Annotated in this window: 16 protein-coding genes, 1 tRNA gene and 1 pseudogene; 8 read left to right on the top strand and 10 right to left on the bottom strand. The window is 67.5% G+C overall.

Features of this window, described 5'->3' with window-relative positions:
* Window positions 1-71: 71 nt before the first annotated feature.
* Together ML342_RS01085 and hisS are read right to left on the bottom strand one after the other, a co-directional pair.
* Window positions 72-1,976 (bottom strand): HAL/PAL/TAL family ammonia-lyase, encoded by a 1,905-nt coding sequence (locus ML342_RS01085; protein ID WP_240125060.1) that lies wholly within the window; start codon window positions 1,974-1,976, stop codon window positions 72-74.
* Window positions 1,976-3,358 (bottom strand): histidine--tRNA ligase, encoded by a 1,383-nt coding sequence (hisS, locus tag ML342_RS01080; RefSeq protein ID WP_240125059.1) that lies wholly within the window; start codon window positions 3,356-3,358, stop codon window positions 1,976-1,978. The genes ML342_RS01085 and hisS overlap by 1 nt, the downstream gene beginning before the upstream one ends.
* Window positions 3,359-3,537: 179 nt before the next feature.
* Between hisS and ML342_RS01075 the strand changes: the two genes are divergently transcribed.
* From ML342_RS01075 to motB, 3 genes and pseudogenes are all read left to right on the top strand, one after another.
* Window positions 3,538-3,614 (top strand) — tRNA-Pro (locus ML342_RS01075).
* 434 nt (window positions 3,615-4,048) lie between these two features.
* Complete coding sequence (gene motA / locus ML342_RS01070; RefSeq protein ID WP_240125058.1) at window positions 4,049-4,903, top strand: flagellar motor stator protein MotA; 855 nt, start codon at window positions 4,049-4,051, stop codon at window positions 4,901-4,903.
* Window positions 4,903-5,871: pseudogene (gene motB / locus ML342_RS01065) on the top strand (flagellar motor protein MotB); the annotation flags it as partial. The gene motA and the pseudogene motB, both read left to right, overlap by 1 nt.
* A 57-nt stretch (window positions 5,872-5,928) precedes the next feature.
* On the opposite strand, the gene argH reads toward motB, so the two are convergent.
* The 7 genes from argH to ML342_RS01030 all read right to left on the bottom strand — a co-directional run bounded on the left by argH (window position 5,929) and on the right by ML342_RS01030 (window position 13,652).
* On the bottom strand, window positions 5,929-7,224 hold the full coding sequence (argH, locus tag ML342_RS01060; protein WP_240125057.1) for an argininosuccinate lyase: 1,296 nt from the start codon (window positions 7,222-7,224) through the stop codon (window positions 5,929-5,931).
* Complete coding sequence (argC, locus tag ML342_RS01055) at window positions 7,221-8,183, bottom strand: N-acetyl-gamma-glutamyl-phosphate reductase (protein ID WP_240125056.1); 963 nt, start codon at window positions 8,181-8,183, stop codon at window positions 7,221-7,223. The genes argH and argC overlap by 4 nt, the downstream gene beginning before the upstream one ends.
* Window positions 8,180-9,532, bottom strand: coding sequence for an acetylglutamate kinase (locus tag ML342_RS01050; protein WP_338064975.1), 1,353 nt, complete (start codon window positions 9,530-9,532; stop codon window positions 8,180-8,182). Before ML342_RS01050 ends, argC begins: the two co-directional genes overlap by 4 nt.
* Window positions 9,533-9,548: 16 nt before the next feature.
* Window positions 9,549-10,643, bottom strand: coding sequence for an acetylornithine deacetylase (locus ML342_RS01045; RefSeq protein ID WP_240125055.1), 1,095 nt, complete (start codon window positions 10,641-10,643; stop codon window positions 9,549-9,551).
* A complete protein-coding gene (locus tag ML342_RS01040) occupies window positions 10,636-11,865 on the bottom strand; it encodes an argininosuccinate synthase (protein ID WP_240125054.1) in 1,230 nt (409 codons plus the stop codon). The genes ML342_RS01045 and ML342_RS01040 overlap by 8 nt, the downstream gene beginning before the upstream one ends.
* Window positions 11,866-11,935: 70 nt before the next feature.
* Entirely contained in the window at window positions 11,936-12,949 is a 1,014-nt protein-coding gene (locus tag ML342_RS01035; protein WP_240125053.1) for an N-acetylornithine carbamoyltransferase, read from the bottom strand.
* Window positions 12,950-13,211: 262 nt separating this feature from the next.
* A complete protein-coding gene (locus tag ML342_RS01030) occupies window positions 13,212-13,652 on the bottom strand; it encodes a hypothetical protein (RefSeq protein WP_439655134.1) in 441 nt (146 codons plus the stop codon).
* A gap of 109 nt (window positions 13,653-13,761) precedes the next feature.
* On the opposite strand from ML342_RS01030, the gene cysS reads away from it, so the two are divergent.
* Genes cysS through ML342_RS01015 form a run of 3 tightly spaced genes read left to right on the top strand, consistent with a single transcriptional unit; the run spans window position 13,762 to window position 16,831 of the window.
* Window positions 13,762-15,138 carry a cysteine--tRNA ligase gene (gene cysS / locus ML342_RS01025; RefSeq protein WP_240125051.1) on the top strand — a complete coding sequence of 459 codons (1,377 nt, stop codon included), beginning with the start codon at window positions 13,762-13,764 and terminating at the stop codon, window positions 15,136-15,138.
* Window positions 15,135-15,578, top strand: a complete 444-nt coding sequence (locus tag ML342_RS01020) for a SufE family protein (RefSeq protein WP_240125050.1) — start codon at window positions 15,135-15,137, stop codon at window positions 15,576-15,578. Before cysS ends, ML342_RS01020 begins: the two co-directional genes overlap by 4 nt.
* On the top strand, window positions 15,575-16,831 hold the full coding sequence (locus tag ML342_RS01015) for an MFS transporter (RefSeq protein ID WP_275672332.1): 1,257 nt from the start codon (window positions 15,575-15,577) through the stop codon (window positions 16,829-16,831). The genes ML342_RS01020 and ML342_RS01015 overlap by 4 nt, the downstream gene beginning before the upstream one ends.
* A gap of 98 nt (window positions 16,832-16,929) precedes the next feature.
* On the opposite strand, the gene dksA is transcribed toward ML342_RS01015, so the two are convergent.
* A complete protein-coding gene (gene dksA / locus ML342_RS01010) occupies window positions 16,930-17,925 on the bottom strand; it encodes an RNA polymerase-binding protein DksA (RefSeq protein WP_240125049.1) in 996 nt (331 codons plus the stop codon).
* 110 nt (window positions 17,926-18,035) lie between these two features.
* On the opposite strand from dksA, the gene yidD reads away from it, so the two are divergent.
* A complete protein-coding gene (gene yidD, locus ML342_RS01005; protein WP_240125048.1) occupies window positions 18,036-18,254 on the top strand; it encodes a membrane protein insertion efficiency factor YidD in 219 nt (72 codons plus the stop codon).
* A complete protein-coding gene (locus ML342_RS01000) occupies window positions 18,251-19,129 on the top strand; it encodes a M23 family metallopeptidase (protein ID WP_240125047.1) in 879 nt (292 codons plus the stop codon). The genes yidD and ML342_RS01000 overlap by 4 nt, the downstream gene beginning before the upstream one ends.
* The last annotated feature ends 21 nt before the right edge of the window (window positions 19,130-19,150 follow it).

The following is a 19,150-nucleotide window of genomic DNA, read 5'->3' as shown; positions in this document are numbered from 1 at the left end:
CGTGGCCCGCAGTCCAGCGCGCGGGCCCACCATGCGCCCCGCCTGGCAGCCCGCCACCTGCCAGGCGGTCTTCACGCTGGAGCAAGCGCGCTGCGCATCGCGGCGAGCAGACTGCCATCGGCCACCATCGCCACCGCCGCCGCGACTTCGCCATCCAGCGCGCGATCGCGGTCGAGATACGGGATGCGCGCACGTAGCGCCGCGTGCGCGGCTGCGACCGCGCGCCCCGGGCGGAACTCCGGAGCCTCCGCCAACTGCGTTCGCAGTGCTTCCACTTCCCGCAAGAACACCGGCCATTGTGGGGATTCCGGCGGCGGCCCGCCCTGCACCTTGACAGCGAAGCCCTGGGCATCGACCCGGCGCGCCAGCGCACGCGCGGCGTTGATCATGTCGCGACGCAGATCCAGAGCCTGCGCCGCGGTGTACAGCTCCAGCGCGAGCACCTTACCCAGATCCTCCACCATCGCCAGCACGTGGCGCGCCTCGTTGGCGCCCATCGAGACGTGATCCTCGGCATTGGCAGAGGTTGGGATGGAATAGACCGTGGCCGGCATCGCACGGCTGGCCAGGTCATTGACGATGGCTGCCGCGGTGTACTGCACGATCATGTGGCCGGACTCGGTGCCGTCCTCGTTGCCGATCAAAAACGGCGGCAGACCGTCGCTGGTCGCCGGGTCCACCAGCTTGTTGAGGCGGCGTTCGCTGATCGAAGCCAGCACCGGAATGGCGGCCTTCAGGTAGCTCATCGCCAGCGCCAGCGGCATGCCGTGGAAATGACCGGCGGAAATCACCTGCTCCTCCACGTGCGCGGCATCGGCCTTGTCCGGGAACACCAGCGGGTTGTCGGTGACCGCGTTCAGCTCGATGTCCAGCACCCGCTTGGCCTGCGCCAGCGCATCGCGCACCGCGCCATGCACCTGCGGGATGCAGCGCAGCGAATAGCTGTCCTGCGGCTGGTGCTTCTTGCCGCCGCGGAACGGCAGGAAACGCTGGTAGAACTTTTCGCGCCCATGCCGCTGGCTGAGCGGCACCCAGTCCCAGCCGATGTCGAAGCCGAGCGCCTGCGCATCCGGAGTATCCCAACTGGAGGGCAGCCACGGCCGGAACTTGGGCACCAGGTGATAGGCAATCCCGGCCAGCGAGGAGCCGTCCAGCAGGCGCAGCAGATTCGCCGCGGTCGCCACCTGGCCGGGATGTGGACGCAGCGCGTGCACCTCGGGCGCGAATGCGCCGAGGCGGCCGGCGAAGGCGTCCAGCGTCATCGCCGCAGCCAAATCGGCAATATCCAGCAACTCCTCCAGGCGCTGCACCGCCAGCACGCCGGTGGCCAGCATTTGCGCGGTGCCATTGTTCAGCGCCAAGCCTTCCTTGTAGGACAGCGCAACCGGCGCCAGGCCCTTGCGCGCCAGCGCGTCCGCGCCGGGCATGCGCTGACCATCCACGAAAGCCTCGCCGCCGCCCAGCAGGACGATGGCCAGGTGCGACAGCGGCGCCAGGTCACCGGAAGCGCCCACCGAACCCAGCTGCGGCACCACCGGCACGATGCCGGCGTTGAGCATCGCCGCCAGTGCCTGCAACGTCTGCACGCGGATGCCGGAATGCCCGCGCAGCAGGGTGTTGATGCGGATGCACAGCATCGCCCGCACCACCTCCGGCGGAAACGGCTCGCCGACACAGACCGCATGGGTGACGATCAGGTTGCGCTGCAGCTCGATGTGCGGCGGCTCTTGCGAAGGTTTCGCTCCCGGCAACTCGTCGCGCAGACGGTGCGCGCCCAACAACTTGTCGGCGTTGCTGCCGAAACCGGTGGACACCCCGTAGATCGGCTCCTGCTTCGCCACCTGCGCGGCCAGGAAGTCGGCAGCGCGCGCCACCCGCGCCAGCGCATCGGGATCCAGCTCCACGCGGGCCCCGCGGGCCACCGCCACCAGCCGCTCACGCGTCAGCGAATGCCCGTCGAGGCGGACAACCGCCATCATCGCGGACTCCCCACGCCGCTGCGCAGCTGCTCGCGTTCGACCAGCAGCGCCGCGGCCAGCTCCGCCTCCGCCACCTCGAACTGCTCGCCACGACGCAGATCCTTGACTGCCACCACGCCGCGCGCGGCCTCATCCTCGCCACGCAGCACCACGAAACGAATGCCCGCCTTGTCGGCGTACTCCAGTTGCTTCTTCAGCCGGCGCGGCTCCAGCTGGGTCTCCACATTCAATCCCGCCGCACGCAGCCGCTGCGACAGCGCCAGAGCGTGCTCCAGGCCAGCGTCGTCCAGCAGCGCCATCAGCACGTCCACCGAACTGTCGGCGGTCTGCACCAGCCCGGCCTCTTTCAGCTGGAAGAACAGCCGGGTCAGGCCGATGGAGATGCCCACGCCCGGCAGCTTCGACTTGGTGTAGTGGCCGGCCAGATTCTCATAGCGCCCGCCGGAGCAGATCGAGCCGATCTGCGGATAGTCATCGAGCGTGGTCTCGTACACCACGCCGGTGTAGTAATCCAGGCCACGCGCGATGGACAGATTCAGCGCATAGCGCGACTCCGCCACCCCCAGCGCGCGGATCTGCTCGAGAATCGCACGCAGCTCGGCCCGCCCCTCTTCGAAGAGCGGCGAGCCGGGCCCCAGCGCATCGAGCTTGGCGAGCGCATCGGCGTGCCCCTGCGAACGCACCTGCGAAAATGCCATCAGGCGGTCGATGACATCGGCACTCAGGCCAAACCCATCGCCCGCGAGAGTCGCACGAACCGCATCACTTCCGCGCTTGTCCAGCTTGTCGAGCTCGCGCAGCACCAGCATCTGCGCCTCCCCGGTGATCCCCAGGCCCTCGAAATAGCCGCGCAGCAGCTTGCGGTGGTTGAGCTGGATGGTGAACTCGCCGATGGCCAGCCGCTCGAACACGGCGGCGATCACGGCCGGCAACTCGGCATCGAAGCGGATCGACAGGCTGTCCTTGCCGATCACGTCGATATCGCACTGATAGAACTCGCGAAACCGCCCGCGCTGGGCGCGCTCGCCGCGATACACGCGCTGCATCTGGTAGCGCCGGAACGGGAACGCCAGCTCATGCTCATGCTCGGCGACATAGCGCGCCAGAGGCACGGTCAGATCGAAGCGCAGCGCCAGCTCGGGCAGCCCCTCCCCTCCCTTCTCCAGCGCGCCGGTGGACTGCACGAAGTACACCTGACGCTCGGTCTCGCCGCCCGATTTGGTCAGCAGCACCTCGGACAGCTCCATCACCGGGGTCTCCACCGGCAGGAAGCCGAAACGCTCGAACGTCTGGCGGATGATGTCCAGCATGCGCTGGAATGCGATCTGGTCGCGCGGCAGCAGTTCCATCACCCCGGCGGGGGTACGCGGCTTGATCAAGGCAAGGCTCCAGGAAGTCGCAGAAGGGCATTAGTTTAGCGGGGGCCGTCAGCTTGCCGCGGCCGCCCGCGCATTCGCCCCTCACTGGACACCGTGCTCCCGAACGACCCGGAGCCACCCTCTGGAGCCACCCTCTTGCCGTAACCGCCGCTTGCCCCTAAAATGCGCGGCTCGACCGTCGGGGTGTAGCTCAGCCTGGTAGAGCGCTACGTTCGGGACGTAGAAGTCGCAGGTTCAAATCCTGTCTCCCCGACCAGTTTTAGCTCCGAAAACGGGCACGAAAGCCGCCGCAAGGCGGCTTTTTCGTGTCATCGAGGCGGCCAATGCCGCAACCGGCGCGCAGTCTGCCCGTCCCACTGGCAGTGGAAGCCAAACCTTGGCAGATCCAGCAAACACCAGAGCGTTCGCGGCATGGACACCACTCCCGGTCAGACGGCAGGCCCGGCCTGCACGATCCGGCGAGTCTAGGAAGCCACCGCCATCCAGCCTATTCGCGATAAGGCATAGCGCGAACTGGGTATGCACGGCTGGCCGCCGGCAGCCGCGGATACCGTAACCGCACCCCCCCTCTGATCGCGCCGAGACGCCCGGCCGCCCCTTCAAATCCAAGGATGCGGTGTCACGGGATTACAAGCCCCTTTTTACCGGTAATAATCCGGTTCCCTCTGGCTGCATCCACCTTACCCGCACATGCTCATCATCGTCGGCTTCATCGTCGTCATCGCCAGCGTGATCGGGGGCTTCCTCGGATCTCACGGCCGCCTGGGCGCGCTGTTTCAGCCGTTCGAGTTCGTCATCATCGGCGGCGCGGCCCTGGGCGCGTTTCTGGTCGCCAACCCGGTCAAAGTGGTCAAGGAAACGCTGGCCGCCGTGCTCGGCGTCTTCAAGGGGCCACGCTACAAGAGCGAGGACTATCTGGGTGCGCTGACCTTGCTCTACGAGCTGCTCAACCGCGCCCGCAAGGAAGGCTTCATGGCGCTGGAAAGCCATGTCGAAAATCCATCCGAAAGCTCCATCTTCGGCAACTACCCCACGATCCAGGGCGATCACCACCTGCTGGATTTCATTACCGACTGCCTGCGGCTGATGATCGGCTCGAATATCGAGCCGCACGAACTCGAGCCGTTGCTGGAGCTGGAGCTGGAAAAGCACCACCACGAAGCGCTGGCCCCGGCGCATGCGCTGACCAAGGTCGCCGACAGCCTACCCGGCTTCGGCATCGTGGCCGCGGTGCTGGGCATCGTCATCACCATGGGGTCGATCGGTGGCGACATCGCACAGGTCGGCGCACACGTGGCAGGCGCGCTGGTCGGCACCTTCCTCGGCATTTTGCTGGCCTATGGTTTCGTAGCGCCGCTGGCATCGGCCATCGAGGCCCGCGCCGAGCAGGACTCGCGCATCTATGAAACGGTCAAGACCGCGTTGATCGCCAGCCTGCGCGGCTATCCGCCGAAGATCGCGCTGGAGTTCGCGCGCAAGACCGTACCCACCGAGTTGCGCCCGGGCTTCCTCGAGTTCGAGCAACACCTGAAGAACATCAAGTAATGGCCGGCAAGGAAGATAAACCCACGATCGTCATCCGCCGCGTCAAAAAGATCCAGGGCGGCGGCCATCATGGCGGCTCCTGGAAGGTGGCATATGCCGACTTCGTGACCGCGATGATGGCGTTCTTCCTGGTCATGTGGCTGGTCGGGGCGCTGACCACCAAGCAGCGTGAGGCGATTTCCGACTACTTCAAGAACCCGAGCCCGGTCGCCGGCCAGAGCACGGTGAAGGCGCAGGGTCAGAACGGGCCCGGCGGCGCCAGCACCTCGATGATCAAGCTGGGCGGCACCATGGAACTGCCCAAGAACGACGGCAAGGAACTCACGCGCGCGCCGCGCAAGGATGAACCGCCTTCCGACGTGGATCAGCGCAAGCTGGATCAAAAGCGGCTAGAGCAGCTGATGAAGGATCTGCAAGAAGCGATCGCCAAGAGCCAAGCGCTGGAGCCGTTCAAGGACCAACTGCTGCTGGACATCACGCCGGAAGGGCTGCGTATCCAGATCGTAGACAAGCAAAACCGTGCAATGTTCGATCTCGGCAGCGCCAAGCTGATGCCTTATACCGTGGGCATCCTGCATGAGATCGGAAACTTCGTGAACCGCGTGCCCAACCGGATCACCATCGCCGGACATACCGATACCGCCACCTATGCCAACCGCATCGGCTACAGCAACTGGGAGCTCAGCGCCGATCGCGCCAACGCCGCCCGCCGCGCGCTGCTGGAGGGCGGCATGCAGCCGGACAAGGTGGTGCGCGTGGTGGGGTTCGGCTCCTCGGTGCTCTTCGACAAGAAAAACCCGCTGAATCCGATCAACCGCCGCATCAGCATCGTCGTCATGACCAAGGCCGCGGAAGACGAGGCGCTGGGCAATACCGCTGCAGTGCCGGTCTCGGTAGAAAGCCCGGTGCCGACGCTTCCGGGCGCGGCATCCCCGGCCGCAGCGCCCGCGTCGGCCGCCAGCACCCCGTGAGGGAGTGCCGGAAATCAGCAATCCGGCTGACGGTGCCGCATGGCGGTTCTCCCATCAGCCCAGCGCGTCCCACCGCTGCCGCAGTTCGTGCAAGCGCAGATCGGCGGCTGCGCCGGGCGAGGTGCGCGCGGCCAGCGACCCTTCCGGTGTTCTGCCCTGCCCCACACTCTCGGCATCCGCGGCCGCGGCCCTGTAAGCCTCGCGGAATGGCACCCCGGCGATCGCCGATTCCACCGCCACGTCGGTGGCGTACATGCCGGCATCGATCGCCGCGCGCATGCGCTCCGGCCGCCATTCGAGATTGGCAATGAGATCCGGCAGCAGCGCCAGCGCGGCGAGGCCGCATCCGAAACCACGCACGATCGCACTCTTGGACGCCTGCAGGTCGCGGTGGTAGCCCGACGGCAGCGACAGCAGCTGCTCGATCTCGGTGCGCGCCGCGGCGACGCTGGCATGCGTGGCACGCATCAACTCGATCACGTCCGGGTTGCGCTTGTTGGGCATGATCGAGCTGCCGGTGGTGTACTGCGCTGGCAGCGCGACGAAGCCGAACTCGGCGCTGGTAAACAGCGACAGGTCCCAGGCGACCCGGCGCAGGTCGAGGGTGGCGCTTCCCAGGGCCTCCAGCGCGGCCAGCTCGAACTTGCCGCGCGAGAGCTGCGCATACACCGGCGACACCTGCAGCCGCGCAAAGCCCAGCGCACGGGAGGTGTGCTCGCGGTCCAGCGGTAGATTGACGCCATAGCCGGCGGCGGTGCCGAGCGGATTGCAGTCCACCAGCACGCGCGTATCGAGAGCACGCACCGCATCGTCGATGAAGGCTTCGGCCCAGCCCGCCCACCACATGCCGGCAGAGGAGACGACCGCGCGCTGGAGATGGGTATAGCCTGGCATCGGCAGCTTCTGTTCCGCCTCGGCGCGGTCCAGTGCGACCTTGGCGATCGCGCGCGACAACGCCGCCAGACGGTCAAGCTTCTCCTTCAGCCACAGCCGGGTGGCCACCAGCACTTGGTCGTTGCGGCTGCGGCCGGTGTGGATCTTGCGGCCGACGTCGCCCAGACGCTCGGTCAGGCGTGCCTCGATCGCAGAATGGCCGTCCTCGAAGCGCGCATCCAGCACGAACGCACCACTACGAAAATCATCGGCCAGGGTGGCCAGCTCGCGCTGGATGTCCTCCAACTCGGCGGCGGCCAGAATACCGATGCGCTGTAGCCCTTCGGCGTGCGCGGCGCTGGCCGCGATGTCGTACACGAAGAACTCACGGTCCAGCAGCACATCCTCGCCGGCCAGAAAGGCCTGCAGGCCGGCATCCACCTGCACGCCGGGCTTCTGCCACAGAAGATCACTCATGCCATATCCTCCAGCAGCGGAATCCCGACCATTTCATCGAGTCCGAATGCCCGATTGAGATTCTGCAGCGCCTGCGTCGCCGCGCCCTTCAAGAGGTTGTCCGCGGTCGCCACCACCACCAGCCGGCGCCGGTCCGCGGACAGTGCGAAACCGCCGATTTCGACGTGATGGCGCCCCGCGATCCGGCTGACCCACGGCGCTGCATCTTCCACCTTCACCAGCGGTTCGGCGTGATAGCGGCTGCGATAGCGCGCCAGCACCTCGTCGCGCTCGAACGCGATCGCCAGGTGCAGGTTGCAGGTGACCGTAAGCCCGCGGAAATGCGGCGCCACGTGCGGCATGAACTCGACCGGATGACCGAGGCGGCAGGTCACCTCGCGCTCGTGCACATGCCCGGTGAGCGCGTACGGCATCAGATTGTCGCGCAGCAGCACCGGGTCGTTGCGCTCGGACGGGGTGGTGCCGGCGCCGGAATAGCCGGACACGCCGAAGCACTGCACCGGCCCGTCCAGCACGCCCAGCATCGGCGCGATCGCCAGCTGCATCGCGGTGGCATAGCAGCCGGGATTGCTGATCCGGCGCTGGCCGACGTAGCGGGCGCGGGTCAGCTCCGGCAGGCCGTAATACCAGCCATCGTCGAAGCGGAAGTCCGCCGACAGGTCCAACAACACCGTATCCGCACCGGCATCGTCGAACCGCTGCACGATGTGGCCGGCCTTGCCGTTGGGCAGCGCCAGCACCACCGCGTCCGCGCCCAGCTCCGGCAGGCAGTCATAGGCAGGCGCGGTGTAGGTCAGGTCGCCGGCATAGCCAGGGACGTGATCGGCCAGCGCGCGCCCGGCCAGCTCACGCGAGGTGACATACGCCAGCTCGAAGACCGGATGCCGTGCCAGCAGGGCGATCAGCTCCGCGCCCACGTAGCCGCGCGCGCCCACGATCCCGATCCGCGCTCGCTTCATGTCCGGCTCTCCCGTTCGCCATCTTCCAAGGTGGCGGGCCGCTGCGCGCAATGCGCGACGTACTGCGCGATGCGGTCGAAGCCGGTCTCGCCGTACCAGTACACCTTCCAGCGCGCCTGCTTGATGCAACCGTCGGATTCGGCATCGTAGAACGCATTTACCGGATTACCGTGGCGCGAGCGCCAGAACAGCGCCGGAGTCTGCGCGCGCATCACCTGCCACACGGCACGCCCCAGTCCCTCGCCCTGCGCCTCGTCCAGCACCGCGAACTTGTCCAGATACAGGCCGGCGTCCTCGCAGGTGAGGATCACCGCCGCGCGGTAATGCTCGCTGACATAAGCCCGATGCAATCGGGTGGTTTCGAAATAATCGGGGACCAGACGGCGCCCGAACGCCGATTCGATCAGCGCGCGCAGGCGCGGCAAATCGAAATCGCTCCATGCCTGACCTTGCAGCACGCGCTCGCCGCGTCGCACCAGCGTGCCCGAGCCCTTGTGGGTGAACAGCTCCTTGGCCAGTTCCGCCGGGCGCGTGATCGACACCGAAGAAGCTTGCGGCAGGCCGTCCAGCAGGTCCTTGATCTGCGCGAGCTTCAAGCGCATGCCGCCCTCGATCCAAGGCTGCTGCATCAGCGACTCGTACTCGCTGGAAAGGTTGATCGAATCGATGATGCGGCCCTCGGCATCCAGCAGCCCGCCGGTACCGGTCAGGAACACGATCTTGTACGGCTGCAGCTGCCTGACCAGGGCATTGGCGGCGATATCTGCATTGATGTTGAGGATCTGCCCGCCGGCGGTCTCGCCGAGGGATGCGATCACCGGGATCGAGCCGGCCTGCAGGCTGGCCTGGATCGGCGCCAGCTCGACGCGCTTGACCTCGCCCACCAGGCCATAACGTTCGCGGTCGAGGTAGTCGGCCTCGAACACGCCGGAGACGATCGAGGTCGCGCGCGCATCCGCCGCCTGCAAGGCCTCGACCAGGGTCAGATTCTGGGTGTGGAAGATCCGGCGCACGATCGCCAGCGCCTCCGGCGAGGTGACGCGCAGGCCATCGATGGTCTGCTTTTCGATACCGGCAGCAGCAAGTTCCGCATCCAGCTGCGGGCCGGCGCCGTGGATCACGATTGGAGTCAAGCCGACATCCTGCAAAAAGGCGAGCGATGACACCAGCGCGTCCAGATCATCGCGCAGGACCGCGCCGCCGACCTTGACCACGGCGAAGCGTGCGGCATCCAACTGCGAGAACCGCTTGAGATACTGCTGGATCTCCTTGGCGCTCCCCATGCTGGAGAGCAGGCGCACGATGGTCTGGCGTGTCTGCGGATCGTGTACGGCGTGGGATTTCAGGATCGGCGTCACGGTGTCTTCAGTTCCCAAGGATGCGGGTAATGGACTCGGCATAGCGCTGCAGTTGCTCCAGCGCCACCCATTCGTCGGCGGCATGCGCCTGGGCGATGTCGCCCGGCCCATAGACCAGCGCGGTCAGGCCGGCCTGCGAGAACAGCGCGGCCTCGGTCCAGAAATCGACCGCCGGGCCGACCGCCAAGCCCAGGCGTTCGGCCAGCGCCTGCGCGGCTTGCCTGCGCTGCCCGGCATCGGCCGGATCCCCGGCCGGCAACGACGGCCCGCGAAAAGTTTCCTCATAGCGCTCCAGCGCATCGGGTGCGGCGCAGGCGCGGAAACGGTCATGCAGCGCGTCGATGTCGTGCGACGGCAGCGGCCGAAAGCCGAAGCGCACCTCCGCGCTGGGTGCGATCACATTGGCCTTGATCCCGCCCTCGACCTTGCCGATGTTGAAGCGCAGGCCGCTCAGCTCACCGAACCGGGCGCCGGCTTCGGCTTCTACCTGCGCCAGTGCCGCGGCGCCCCAGCGCATCGCCTGATGCAGCGCATTGGCCTGCAGTGCGCCGGTGCCAGAAGCGTGGCCGGCCTCGCCCTTGAAACGCATCAACACCGAACTGATCCCGCGGTGGGCCAGCACCGCCTCGCAGCGGGTGGGCTCGGCGATGATCGCCTCGCAAAACCCGTGATCACGGGCGAGGAAAGCGACGACGCAGCGCGCATCGTTGGCCTCCTCATCGGTGGTGAACAGGAACGCGGCATCCCCCCTGGTGGCGCTGGCCGCGGCCAGCAGGCCGGCCGCCGCGCCCTTGATGTCGCAGGCGCCCAGCCCGATGGCACGCTCGCCGTCCACTCGCAGACGCAGCGGATCGGCGCTCCAGGCATCCGAGGACGGCACCGTGTCCAGATGCACGTTGAACACCCGCGTCGGCGCGCCGCGCACGGCCAGCAGCGACACCGCGCCGTCGCCGTGATCGGTCACCTCGCACTGAAAGTCCGGCAACTGGGCGCGAATGTAGTCGAAGATCCCGTCCGTGCCGATCCGTCGCGGCGGATTGCGGGTGTCGAACGCCACCAGCGCATCGAGGTGGCGCAGAACCACGGCGAGCATGTCAGTCACCGCCCTTCTCGTCGATTTGCCCGCCGTTCACCTCGGCCCACAGGGTGCTGCTCATGCCGAACAGCTTGATGAAGCCCTCCGCCTGTTCCACGCCCCAGTCGGCCGACTGCGCATAGGTCGCGTTCCTGCTGGTGAGGATATGCGGCGAACGCACCGCCACCGCATCCACGCGCCCGCCACGGGTGCGCAGCAGCACCTCGCCATTGACCATGCGCTGGCTGGACGCCAGGAACGCTTCCAGGTCGGTCTTGAGCGGATCGTGATAGAACCCTTCATAGACCAGCTCCACCCACTTGCGCGCCACCTCGGGCTTGAAGCGGTTCTGCTGCTTGGTCAGCACCGCCTCCTCCAGCGCGCGGTGCGCCGTCAACAACGCAACCAGGCCCGGCGCCTCGAACACGATCCGGCCCTTGAGCCCGATCGTGGTGTCGCCGGTGTAGATGCCGCGCCCGACTCCGTACTGGGCGAACATGGTGTTGAGCTTGGCCAAGATCTTTTCGCCCGGAAGCCGCGTGCCGTCCAGCGCCACCGCCTCGCCGTGCTCGAAGCGCAGCGTCACTTCCAGCGGCTCGAGCGGCCACTGCTCACGGCGCGCGCACCAGCCGCGTGCGGCTTCGCCCGGCGCCTCCCAGGCATCGATCTCTCCACCCGACAGGGTGATCCCGAGCAGGTTCTCATTGATGGTGTAGGCCTTCTGCCGGGTCAGCACGGAAAACCCGCGGGCCTCCAGATAGGCCTGCTCGAAGGCGCGGGTGTGCGGATGCGCCTTCTGGATCTCGCGGATCGGCGCCACGATGCGGTAATCGCCCTGTGCTTTCACCGCCAGATCGAAGCGCACCTGGTCGTTGCCCATGCCGGTGCAACCGTGCGCGATTGCGTTGGTGCCAAGCTCGCGTGCGCGCGCCAGGGTGGCCTCCACGATCAGATAGCGATCGGACACCAGTAGCGGGTACTGGCCCTGATACGGCTCGCCGGCCCAGACGAACGGCTTGACGAAGCCGGCCCACAGCGCCGGGCCGCCGTCCACGGTGACGTGCGAGGCCGCGCCCAGCTCGGCGGCGCGCGCTTCGATCGCAGCGCGCTCTTCCGCGCTGACGCCGCCGGTATCGGCGAACACGGTATGGACGGTCCAGCCCTGCTCCTGCAGATAGGGCACGCAGAAGCTGGTGTCGAGACCGCCGGAGAAGGCGAGGACGATGTCGCGGGAGTCAGTCGGGTTCATGGCGATGGCCCAATGCAAGAGAATCGGATGAAGACAGGTACGAGCAAGAGGTCGAGTGCCGGCCGGCGGCTCACCCCTGCTTCAGCAGTGCGGCCATGATGGCTTTCTGCACGTGCAGGCGGTTTTCGGCTTCATCGATGGCCAGACAACGCGGGGAGTCCATCACCGCATCGGTGGCCTTGACGTTACGCCGCAGTGGCAGGCAATGGCTGAACACCCCATCGCGGGTGAGCGCCATCTTGGCCTCGTCCACGATGAAGTGCTTGAACCGGTCGCGAATCGGCTTTTCCTCCGCCCAGTTGCCGAAATACGGCAGTGCGCCCCAGCTCTTGGCATACACCACGTCGGCGCCCCGGTAGGCCGATTCGATGTCGTGACTGATGGTGAAGCTGCCGCCCGACTCCTCCACATTGGCCTGTGCCCAGGCCAGATAGCGCTGATCGAGGATGTAATCCGGCGTCGGACAGAGCAAGGTGACGTCCATCCCCATGCGGGTGGCGATGGTCAATGCAGAGTTGGCGACCGCAGTATTCAGCGGCTTGGGATGGTAGGTCCAGGTCAACACGTACTTCTTACCGCGCAGATCGGTGGTGCCGAAGTGCTCCTGCAGCGCCAGCACGTGCGCCAGCTCCTGGCAAGGGTGGGTGATCGTTTCCATATTGATCACCGGCACCGTGGAATAGCGGGCGAACGCCTTGAGCACGCGATCCTCGCGGTCCTGCGCCCAGTCCACGAACTTGGGGAACGCGCGCACGCCGATCAGGTCCACGTAGCGCGCCAGCACCCGCGCCACTTCCGCGATGTGCTCCTCCGCCTCGCCGTCCATTACCGCCCCCAGATCGAACTCGATCGGCCAGGCGTCCTTGCCCGGCTGCAGCACCACCGCATGGCCACCCAGTTGGAACGCGCCCAGCTCGAAGCTGGTGCGGGTGCGCATCGACGGATTGAAGAACACCAGCGCGATCGCGCGCCCCTTCATGGCATCACCCAGCTTGTGGCGCTTGAACGCGGCGGCCTGCGCCAGCAGGGCGTCGAGGTCGGCGCGGCTCCAGTCCTGGGTGTTGAGGAAATGCTTCATCGGCAAGCTCGCAGGCAGCAAGTGGGAGGAAATAACGAAAAACCCCGGCGCGGGGGCCGGGGTTTCGGATGCAAAGCAAAAAAGAGGCGCTCCGGATTACCCAGCCTTAGGCGTGGATTCGGGTCGGCGCGCACGCGAGGTCATGCCGGAAGCCATCCGGGCGGAATCAGCGTGGCGCGTGGCGAGGTGAGCGTTCATCGGGGCGCGCATACTCGCATGCCGGAGCGGCCGGTGCAAGCAGGCGGAGACCGGCGGCAGGCTCGGAGACTTATTCGACCGGATGCGGCGTGATCGAGATGCGGATGCGCAGACGGTTGCCGGGGTCGCTATCCATGCGCGTGCGGAACTTGCTGCCGCGGTACATGTAATCGACGTCATAGGCGATCGTGCGGCGGTATTCCTTGACCACCGGCTCCATCCGGCAGTTTTCGCCTTCCCCCTCCTTGGCGGGGTTCAAGCGGTCGCGCACCGCGTTCATCACCCGCGCCAGGGTCGCGCTCTTGGCCGGCTCGCGTGGATCGCAGACCTTTTCCATGCTGGTGGTGCGCAGGGTCTGGTACACCGGACGCACCGACAGCACCTGGGCGTAGTCGTAGCGCACGTTCTCCACCGGCATCACCGTCTCGCGCGGGGCCTCCTGCGCCGCCGTCAGCGCGCATGTGAGCAGGCCCGTCGGCAGTGCGAACAAGGAGAGGGGAAAAGGTCGCATCGGCATGCCCGGAGTGTATCGGCGGGCATGGCGTGGCGCATGAATCGCCGCTGTCGCAGCAGGCTGCGTTCACCCCGCTACAATGTCGCTCCGCTTCGATTTCGCCGCCATGGATCTGCATCTCTACAACAGCCTGACCCGCCAAATCGAGCCGTTCACGCCGCAGGATCCAGCCGGCCCGACCATGTATCTGTGCGGGCCCACGGTCTACAACTACGTGCACATCGGCAACGCGCGTGGCCCGGTGGTGTTCGGGGTGCTGGCCGCGCTGCTGCGCCGCCGCTATGGCCGTCTGCGCTTCGCCCGCAACATCACCGACGTGGACGACAAGATCAATGCGGCCGCGAAAGAGCTGGGCGTGCCGATCCACGTGCTCACCGACAAGTACGCCGCCGCCTACCGGCAGGACATGGCCGCGCTGGGCGTCAGCGGCGATTTCGCGCCCGACATCGAGCCGGCGGCGACCGCGCACATGCCGCAGATGATCGCGATGATCGAACGCCTGATCGCCGACGGCCACGCTTACGCGGCGGAGGGTCACGTGCTGTTCGCAGTGGCCAGCTTCCCGGACTACGGCAAGCTGTCGCGCCGCGATCGCGACGAGATGCTGGCCGGCGCGCGGGTCGAGGTGGCGCCCTACAAACGCGATCCCGGCGACTTCGTGCTGTGGAAGCCCTCCAGCGACGACCTGCCGGGCTGGGACTCGCCCTGGGGCCGCGGCCGCCCGGGCTGGCACATCGAATGCTCGGCGATGGCCGAGGCCCACCTGGGCCAGACCATCGACATCCACGCCGGCGGCGTGGATCTGCAGTTTCCGCATCACGAGAACGAGATCGCGCAGAGCGAATGCGCGCACGGCGGCAAGGTATTCGCACGGTTCTGGCTGCACAACGGCATGCTGAACTTCGGCGGCGCCAAGATGGCCAAATCGGTGGGCAACATCCAGCGCGTGCATGATCTGGTGCGCGCGCATCCGCCGGAAGCCCTGCGCTATGCCCTGCTCTCGGCGCACTACCGGCAGCCGCTGGAATGGTCGGATGGCCTGATCGAGCAGTCGGTGCGCACCCTCGACCGGCTGTACGGCACCCTGCGCGACCTCGCGGACATTCCGGCCGAACCCGTGATCCCAGACAGTGTCGAAGCCGCGCTGTGCGACGACCTCAACACCCCGGCGGCGCTGGCGGAGATCGCCCGCATCGCCGGCGAGGCGCGCAAGGCCGCCTCAAGCGAGGAAAAAGCCGCGCTGAAGGCGCAGTTGCTGGGCGCGGGCGGCACGCTCGGCCTGCTGCAGCAGGCTCCGGCCGTCTGGTTCACCCGCGGCGCGGGCAGCGACGACGATGCCCGCATCCAGGCCCTGATCGACGAGCGCATCGCGGCCAAGCAGGCGCGTGATTTCGCCCGTGCCGATGCGATCCGGCAGCAGCTGGCGGACGAAGGCATCCTGCTGGAGGACACGCCGCAGGGCGTCAGGTGGAAGCGCACATGAGCGAGCCCCCCTTTCCCCTCGAGCCCACCGCCGCCGAGGCGCAGGCCGCGATCGCGGAGGAATTCGCGTTCTTCGGCGACTGGTCGGAGCGCTACCAGTACCTGATCGACCTCGGCCGCAAGCTGCCGCCCTTCCCCGAGGCCTGGAAGACGGACGAGCACCGCCTGCACGGCTGCCAATCGCTGGTGTGGATCGTGGCCGAAGGGGACGCGCAGCGGCTGGTGTTCCACGCCGCCAGCGACTCGGCCATCGTCTCCGGGTTGATCTATCTCGCTCTGCGCGTGTATTCGGGCCGCAGCGCGGCCGAGATCCTGGCGACCACGCCGGACTACATCGCCGCCATCGGCCTGGCCAAGCACCTGTCGCCCACCCGCAGCAACGGCCTCGCCGCCCTGCTCGCCTTCATCCGCGAGCGCGCGCAGGCCGCCGCGAACGCATGAGGATCGACGCCGGATCCGCAGCGGTGGAGCCCGCCCCGGACTCACCACTGCGCAGCGTCGGCTTTCGCTGGCTGATGCTGTACCGCATCTGCACCCTGCTCTCCTACCAGGTGGTGGCAGTGGCGGTGGGCTGGCATCTCTACATGTTCACCCGCGATCCGCTGGCGCTGGGGCTGGTGGGGCTGGCGGAAGTGGTGCCGTATTTCTGCATCGCGCCGTTCTCCGGTTATCTGGTGGACCACCTGCCGCGTCGCAAGCTGGGCGCCGCGGCCTGCGCCCTGCTCGCGCTCAATGCCGGCGTGCTGGCCCTGGCCGCCAGCGGTGTGCTGGCGCTGCACGGCACCTGGCCGATCTATCTCGCCGTCGCGGTGGGCGGCATCGGGCGCTCCTTCCTCGGGCCGGTCTATAACGCGCTGTTCGCGCGGGTGCTGCAGCGCGAACAGTTCGCGCGCGGGGCCAGCCTCGGCAGCGTGGTGTTCCAGGCCGGGCTGGTGCTGGGCCCGGCGCTGGGCGGGGTGTTGGTGGGTGCGCTGGGCGTCGGCGCGGCGTTCGCCACTGGCACCGCGCTGGCGCTGCTGGCAAGCGCCACCCTGCTGGCGATGCCGGTGAGCGAACCACCGCGACCGCTGCAGCGCGGCCCGATCTTCGCCAGCATCCGAGAAGGCGCGCGTTTCGTCGCCGGCAACCAGATCCTGCTGGGCGCGATGGCGCTGGACATGTTCGCGGTACTGCTGGGCGGCGCGGTGTCGATGCTGCCGGCCTTCATCCAGGACATCCTGCACGCCGGGCCGGAGGCGCTGGGCGTGCTGCGCGCAGCCCCGGCGCTGGGCTCGATCGCGATCGCGCTGTGGCTCACCCGCTACCCGCTGCAGCGGCACGCGGGGCGGGCCCTGCTGCTGGCAGTGGCAGGCTTCGGCCTGTGCACGATCGCGTTCGCGCTGTCGCGGCAGCTGTGGCTGTCCACCGTGCTGCTGGTGTTGTACGGGATGTGCGACGGCGTTTCCGTCGTGCTGCGCTCCACCATCATGCAGCTGGTGACGCCGGATGACATGCGCGGGCGGGTGTCCTCGATCAACGGCCTGTTCATCAGCTCGTCGAACGAACTGGGCGCCTTCTACGACGGCGTGATGGCGCGCCTGCTCGGGCTGGTGCCGGCGATCATCGTGGGCGGCTGCGTCACCCTGGCGGTGGTCGCCACCACCGCGCGCCTGGCCCCGCGTCTGCGCCGGCTGGACCTGCGCGAGCTGCACTGATCACGGTCCAGCGGCGCCGCGCCCTGCAAATGCGCTGGCCCCGCCGAAGCGGGGCCAGCATGAATCCAGATCGCGTGTCGATCAATCCGACGGGAGGCTCATTCCCCCATCAGCTTTTGCGCATGCTCCCAGCGCTCCTGCGCGTCGATCGTGCGCTCGGCGGTAAGGCGTGCCTCCATGCGCTCCAGGCCGATCTCCTCGCCGGTATCCACGCAGTAGCCGTACTCGCCGCTATCGATCCGCTTGAGGGTGGAATCGATCTTGCCGATCAGCTTGCGATAGCGGTCGCGGGTGCGCAGCTCCAGCGAGTTCTCGGTTTCGCGGGTGGCACGCTCGGCCTCGTCACCGATGTCGCGCACCTCTTCCTTCAGGTTCTCGATGGTCTGCTTGGATTCTTCCACCAGTTCCGCGCGCCACTGCAGCAGGCGCTGACGGAAGTATTCGAGCATCAGCGGATTCATGTATTCCTCGTCCGGCGAGGGCTTGTAGCCCGGCGGGACGATCGGGCGCCCGGTGGCCTCATCGACCTCGTAGGGCACCACTTTGAACTTCTTGCCCTCAGGCGCAGCCGGCGCCGTGGACGTCTTCTTCACTGCCACCATGACTTTCCCTTGCGATGTCGGTGCCTGCGGCCCGGAGGACGGCGGCACGCGAGTACCTGCATCTTGCTTCTTCGGCTCGGACTGGCTGGACTTGACCCGTGCCTCGTCCTGCACCGGCTTGACCGTTGGCTTCTTCTCTACCGCTGGCTGCTTCGCCGCTGCCGGGGCCTTGGCAACCGGCTTGGAGACCGCCTTCTTCGCAGGGGCGGCTGCCTTGCTCGTCGGTTTCTTCGCGCCCGCGGCGGGCGCCTTGGGAGCCGTCTTCTTGGTCGCCGGCGTCTTTGCAGGCGATGCCTTGCCCACAGCTGCAGCCTTTTTCACAGGCGCCGCTTTTTTCGCGACCACCGCTTTCTTGACCGGCGCTGCTTTCTTCACCGCGACCTTCTTTGCAGCCGCCTTGGCGACGGGCTTCTTGGCGGGAGCCGACTTCTTCACCGAAGCGGCCTTGGTGGCCGGCTTGGCGGCCTTTTTGGCGGGTTTCTTCGCTGCCACGTCAGGTGTTCCTCGTCGTTTTCCCTTGAGGCGGGAAGGCGCGCTGTTATACCTTGCCAGAGGCAAGGCGGCAACCGCGCCCGCCGCGCCCTCATCCCCACCGGGACGCCGTGATTTCCAAACTGCTGATTACCCTGCTTCGCGGCTACAAGCGCTGGATCAGCCCGCTGCTGGGTCCACGCTGCCGCTTCGTCCCCACCTGCTCGGAATACGCCATGGAGGCGATCGCCCGGTTTGGGCCGATCAAAGGCAGCTACCTAGCGGCGCGTCGTATCGCCCGCTGTCATCCGCTGCATCCGGGCGGGCATGATCCCGTCCCCCCGGCATGAGCCTGCGCGCGCCGACCCGCCACGCCATCGCGCTGGTACTGCTGGCCGCGCTCCCGCTGGCGGCCGCCCGAGGACCGTCGCAAGCAGCGACCGCCACAGTTCGCGCCATCACCGACGTCGCACCGGGCGTAGTGTTTCCGACCAGCGTGCCGCAGGGGGCCATGGTGATCGGCAAGGTGCCCGCGGGCAGCGCGGTGCGCTATCGCGGCCGCAGCCTGCGCCCTACCGCCTATGGCAGCGTGGTGTTCGGCGTCGGTCGCGACGAGCCGGGCCCGCTGGAGCTGACGGTTCAGCCCCCCGGGGCGCCGCCACACCGTGTCTGCATCGCGGTGACTCCGCGAGACTGGCCGGTGGAAATCGTGCGCGGTGCCCCGCCGGCCACGGTGAATCCGCCGCCGGAGATCGCCCGCCGGATCGCGCAGGAACAAGCGCAGGTGAGCGCCGCGCGCGAGCGCGATGGGGATGAAACCGGCTTCGCCCAGCGTTTTCAATGGCCCGTGCAGGGCCGCATCAGCGGGCGTTTCGGCAACCAGCGGATCTACGACGGCATCCCCGGCGCCCCGCATTCGGGCATGGACATCGCCGCCCCGGCGGGCACCCCGGTACAGGCACCCGCCAGCGGCGTGGTGACCTTCGCCGCCCCGGATCTCTACCTCACCGGCGGCACTGTGCTGCTGGATCATGGCCATGGCATCAGCAGCAACTTCCTGCACCTGTCGCGAATCGACGTGCAGGTGGGCGAGGTGGTCCGACAGGGCCAGGTGATCGGCGCGGTCGGCGCCAGCGGGCGCGCGACCGGGCCGCACCTGCATTGGGGGATGAATTGGTTCGATACCCGGATCGACCCGCTGCTGGTGCTCGAACGCGGGCAATAGCCGGCGCCACCGGCCGCGCGA

Source organism: Thermomonas alba (assembly GCF_022419205.1).
Lineage (GTDB): Bacteria > Pseudomonadota > Gammaproteobacteria > Xanthomonadales > Xanthomonadaceae > Thermomonas > Thermomonas alba.
The sequence above is the reverse complement of the archived record's forward strand: the minus strand, read 5'-3'. Positions and strand labels throughout refer to the sequence as shown.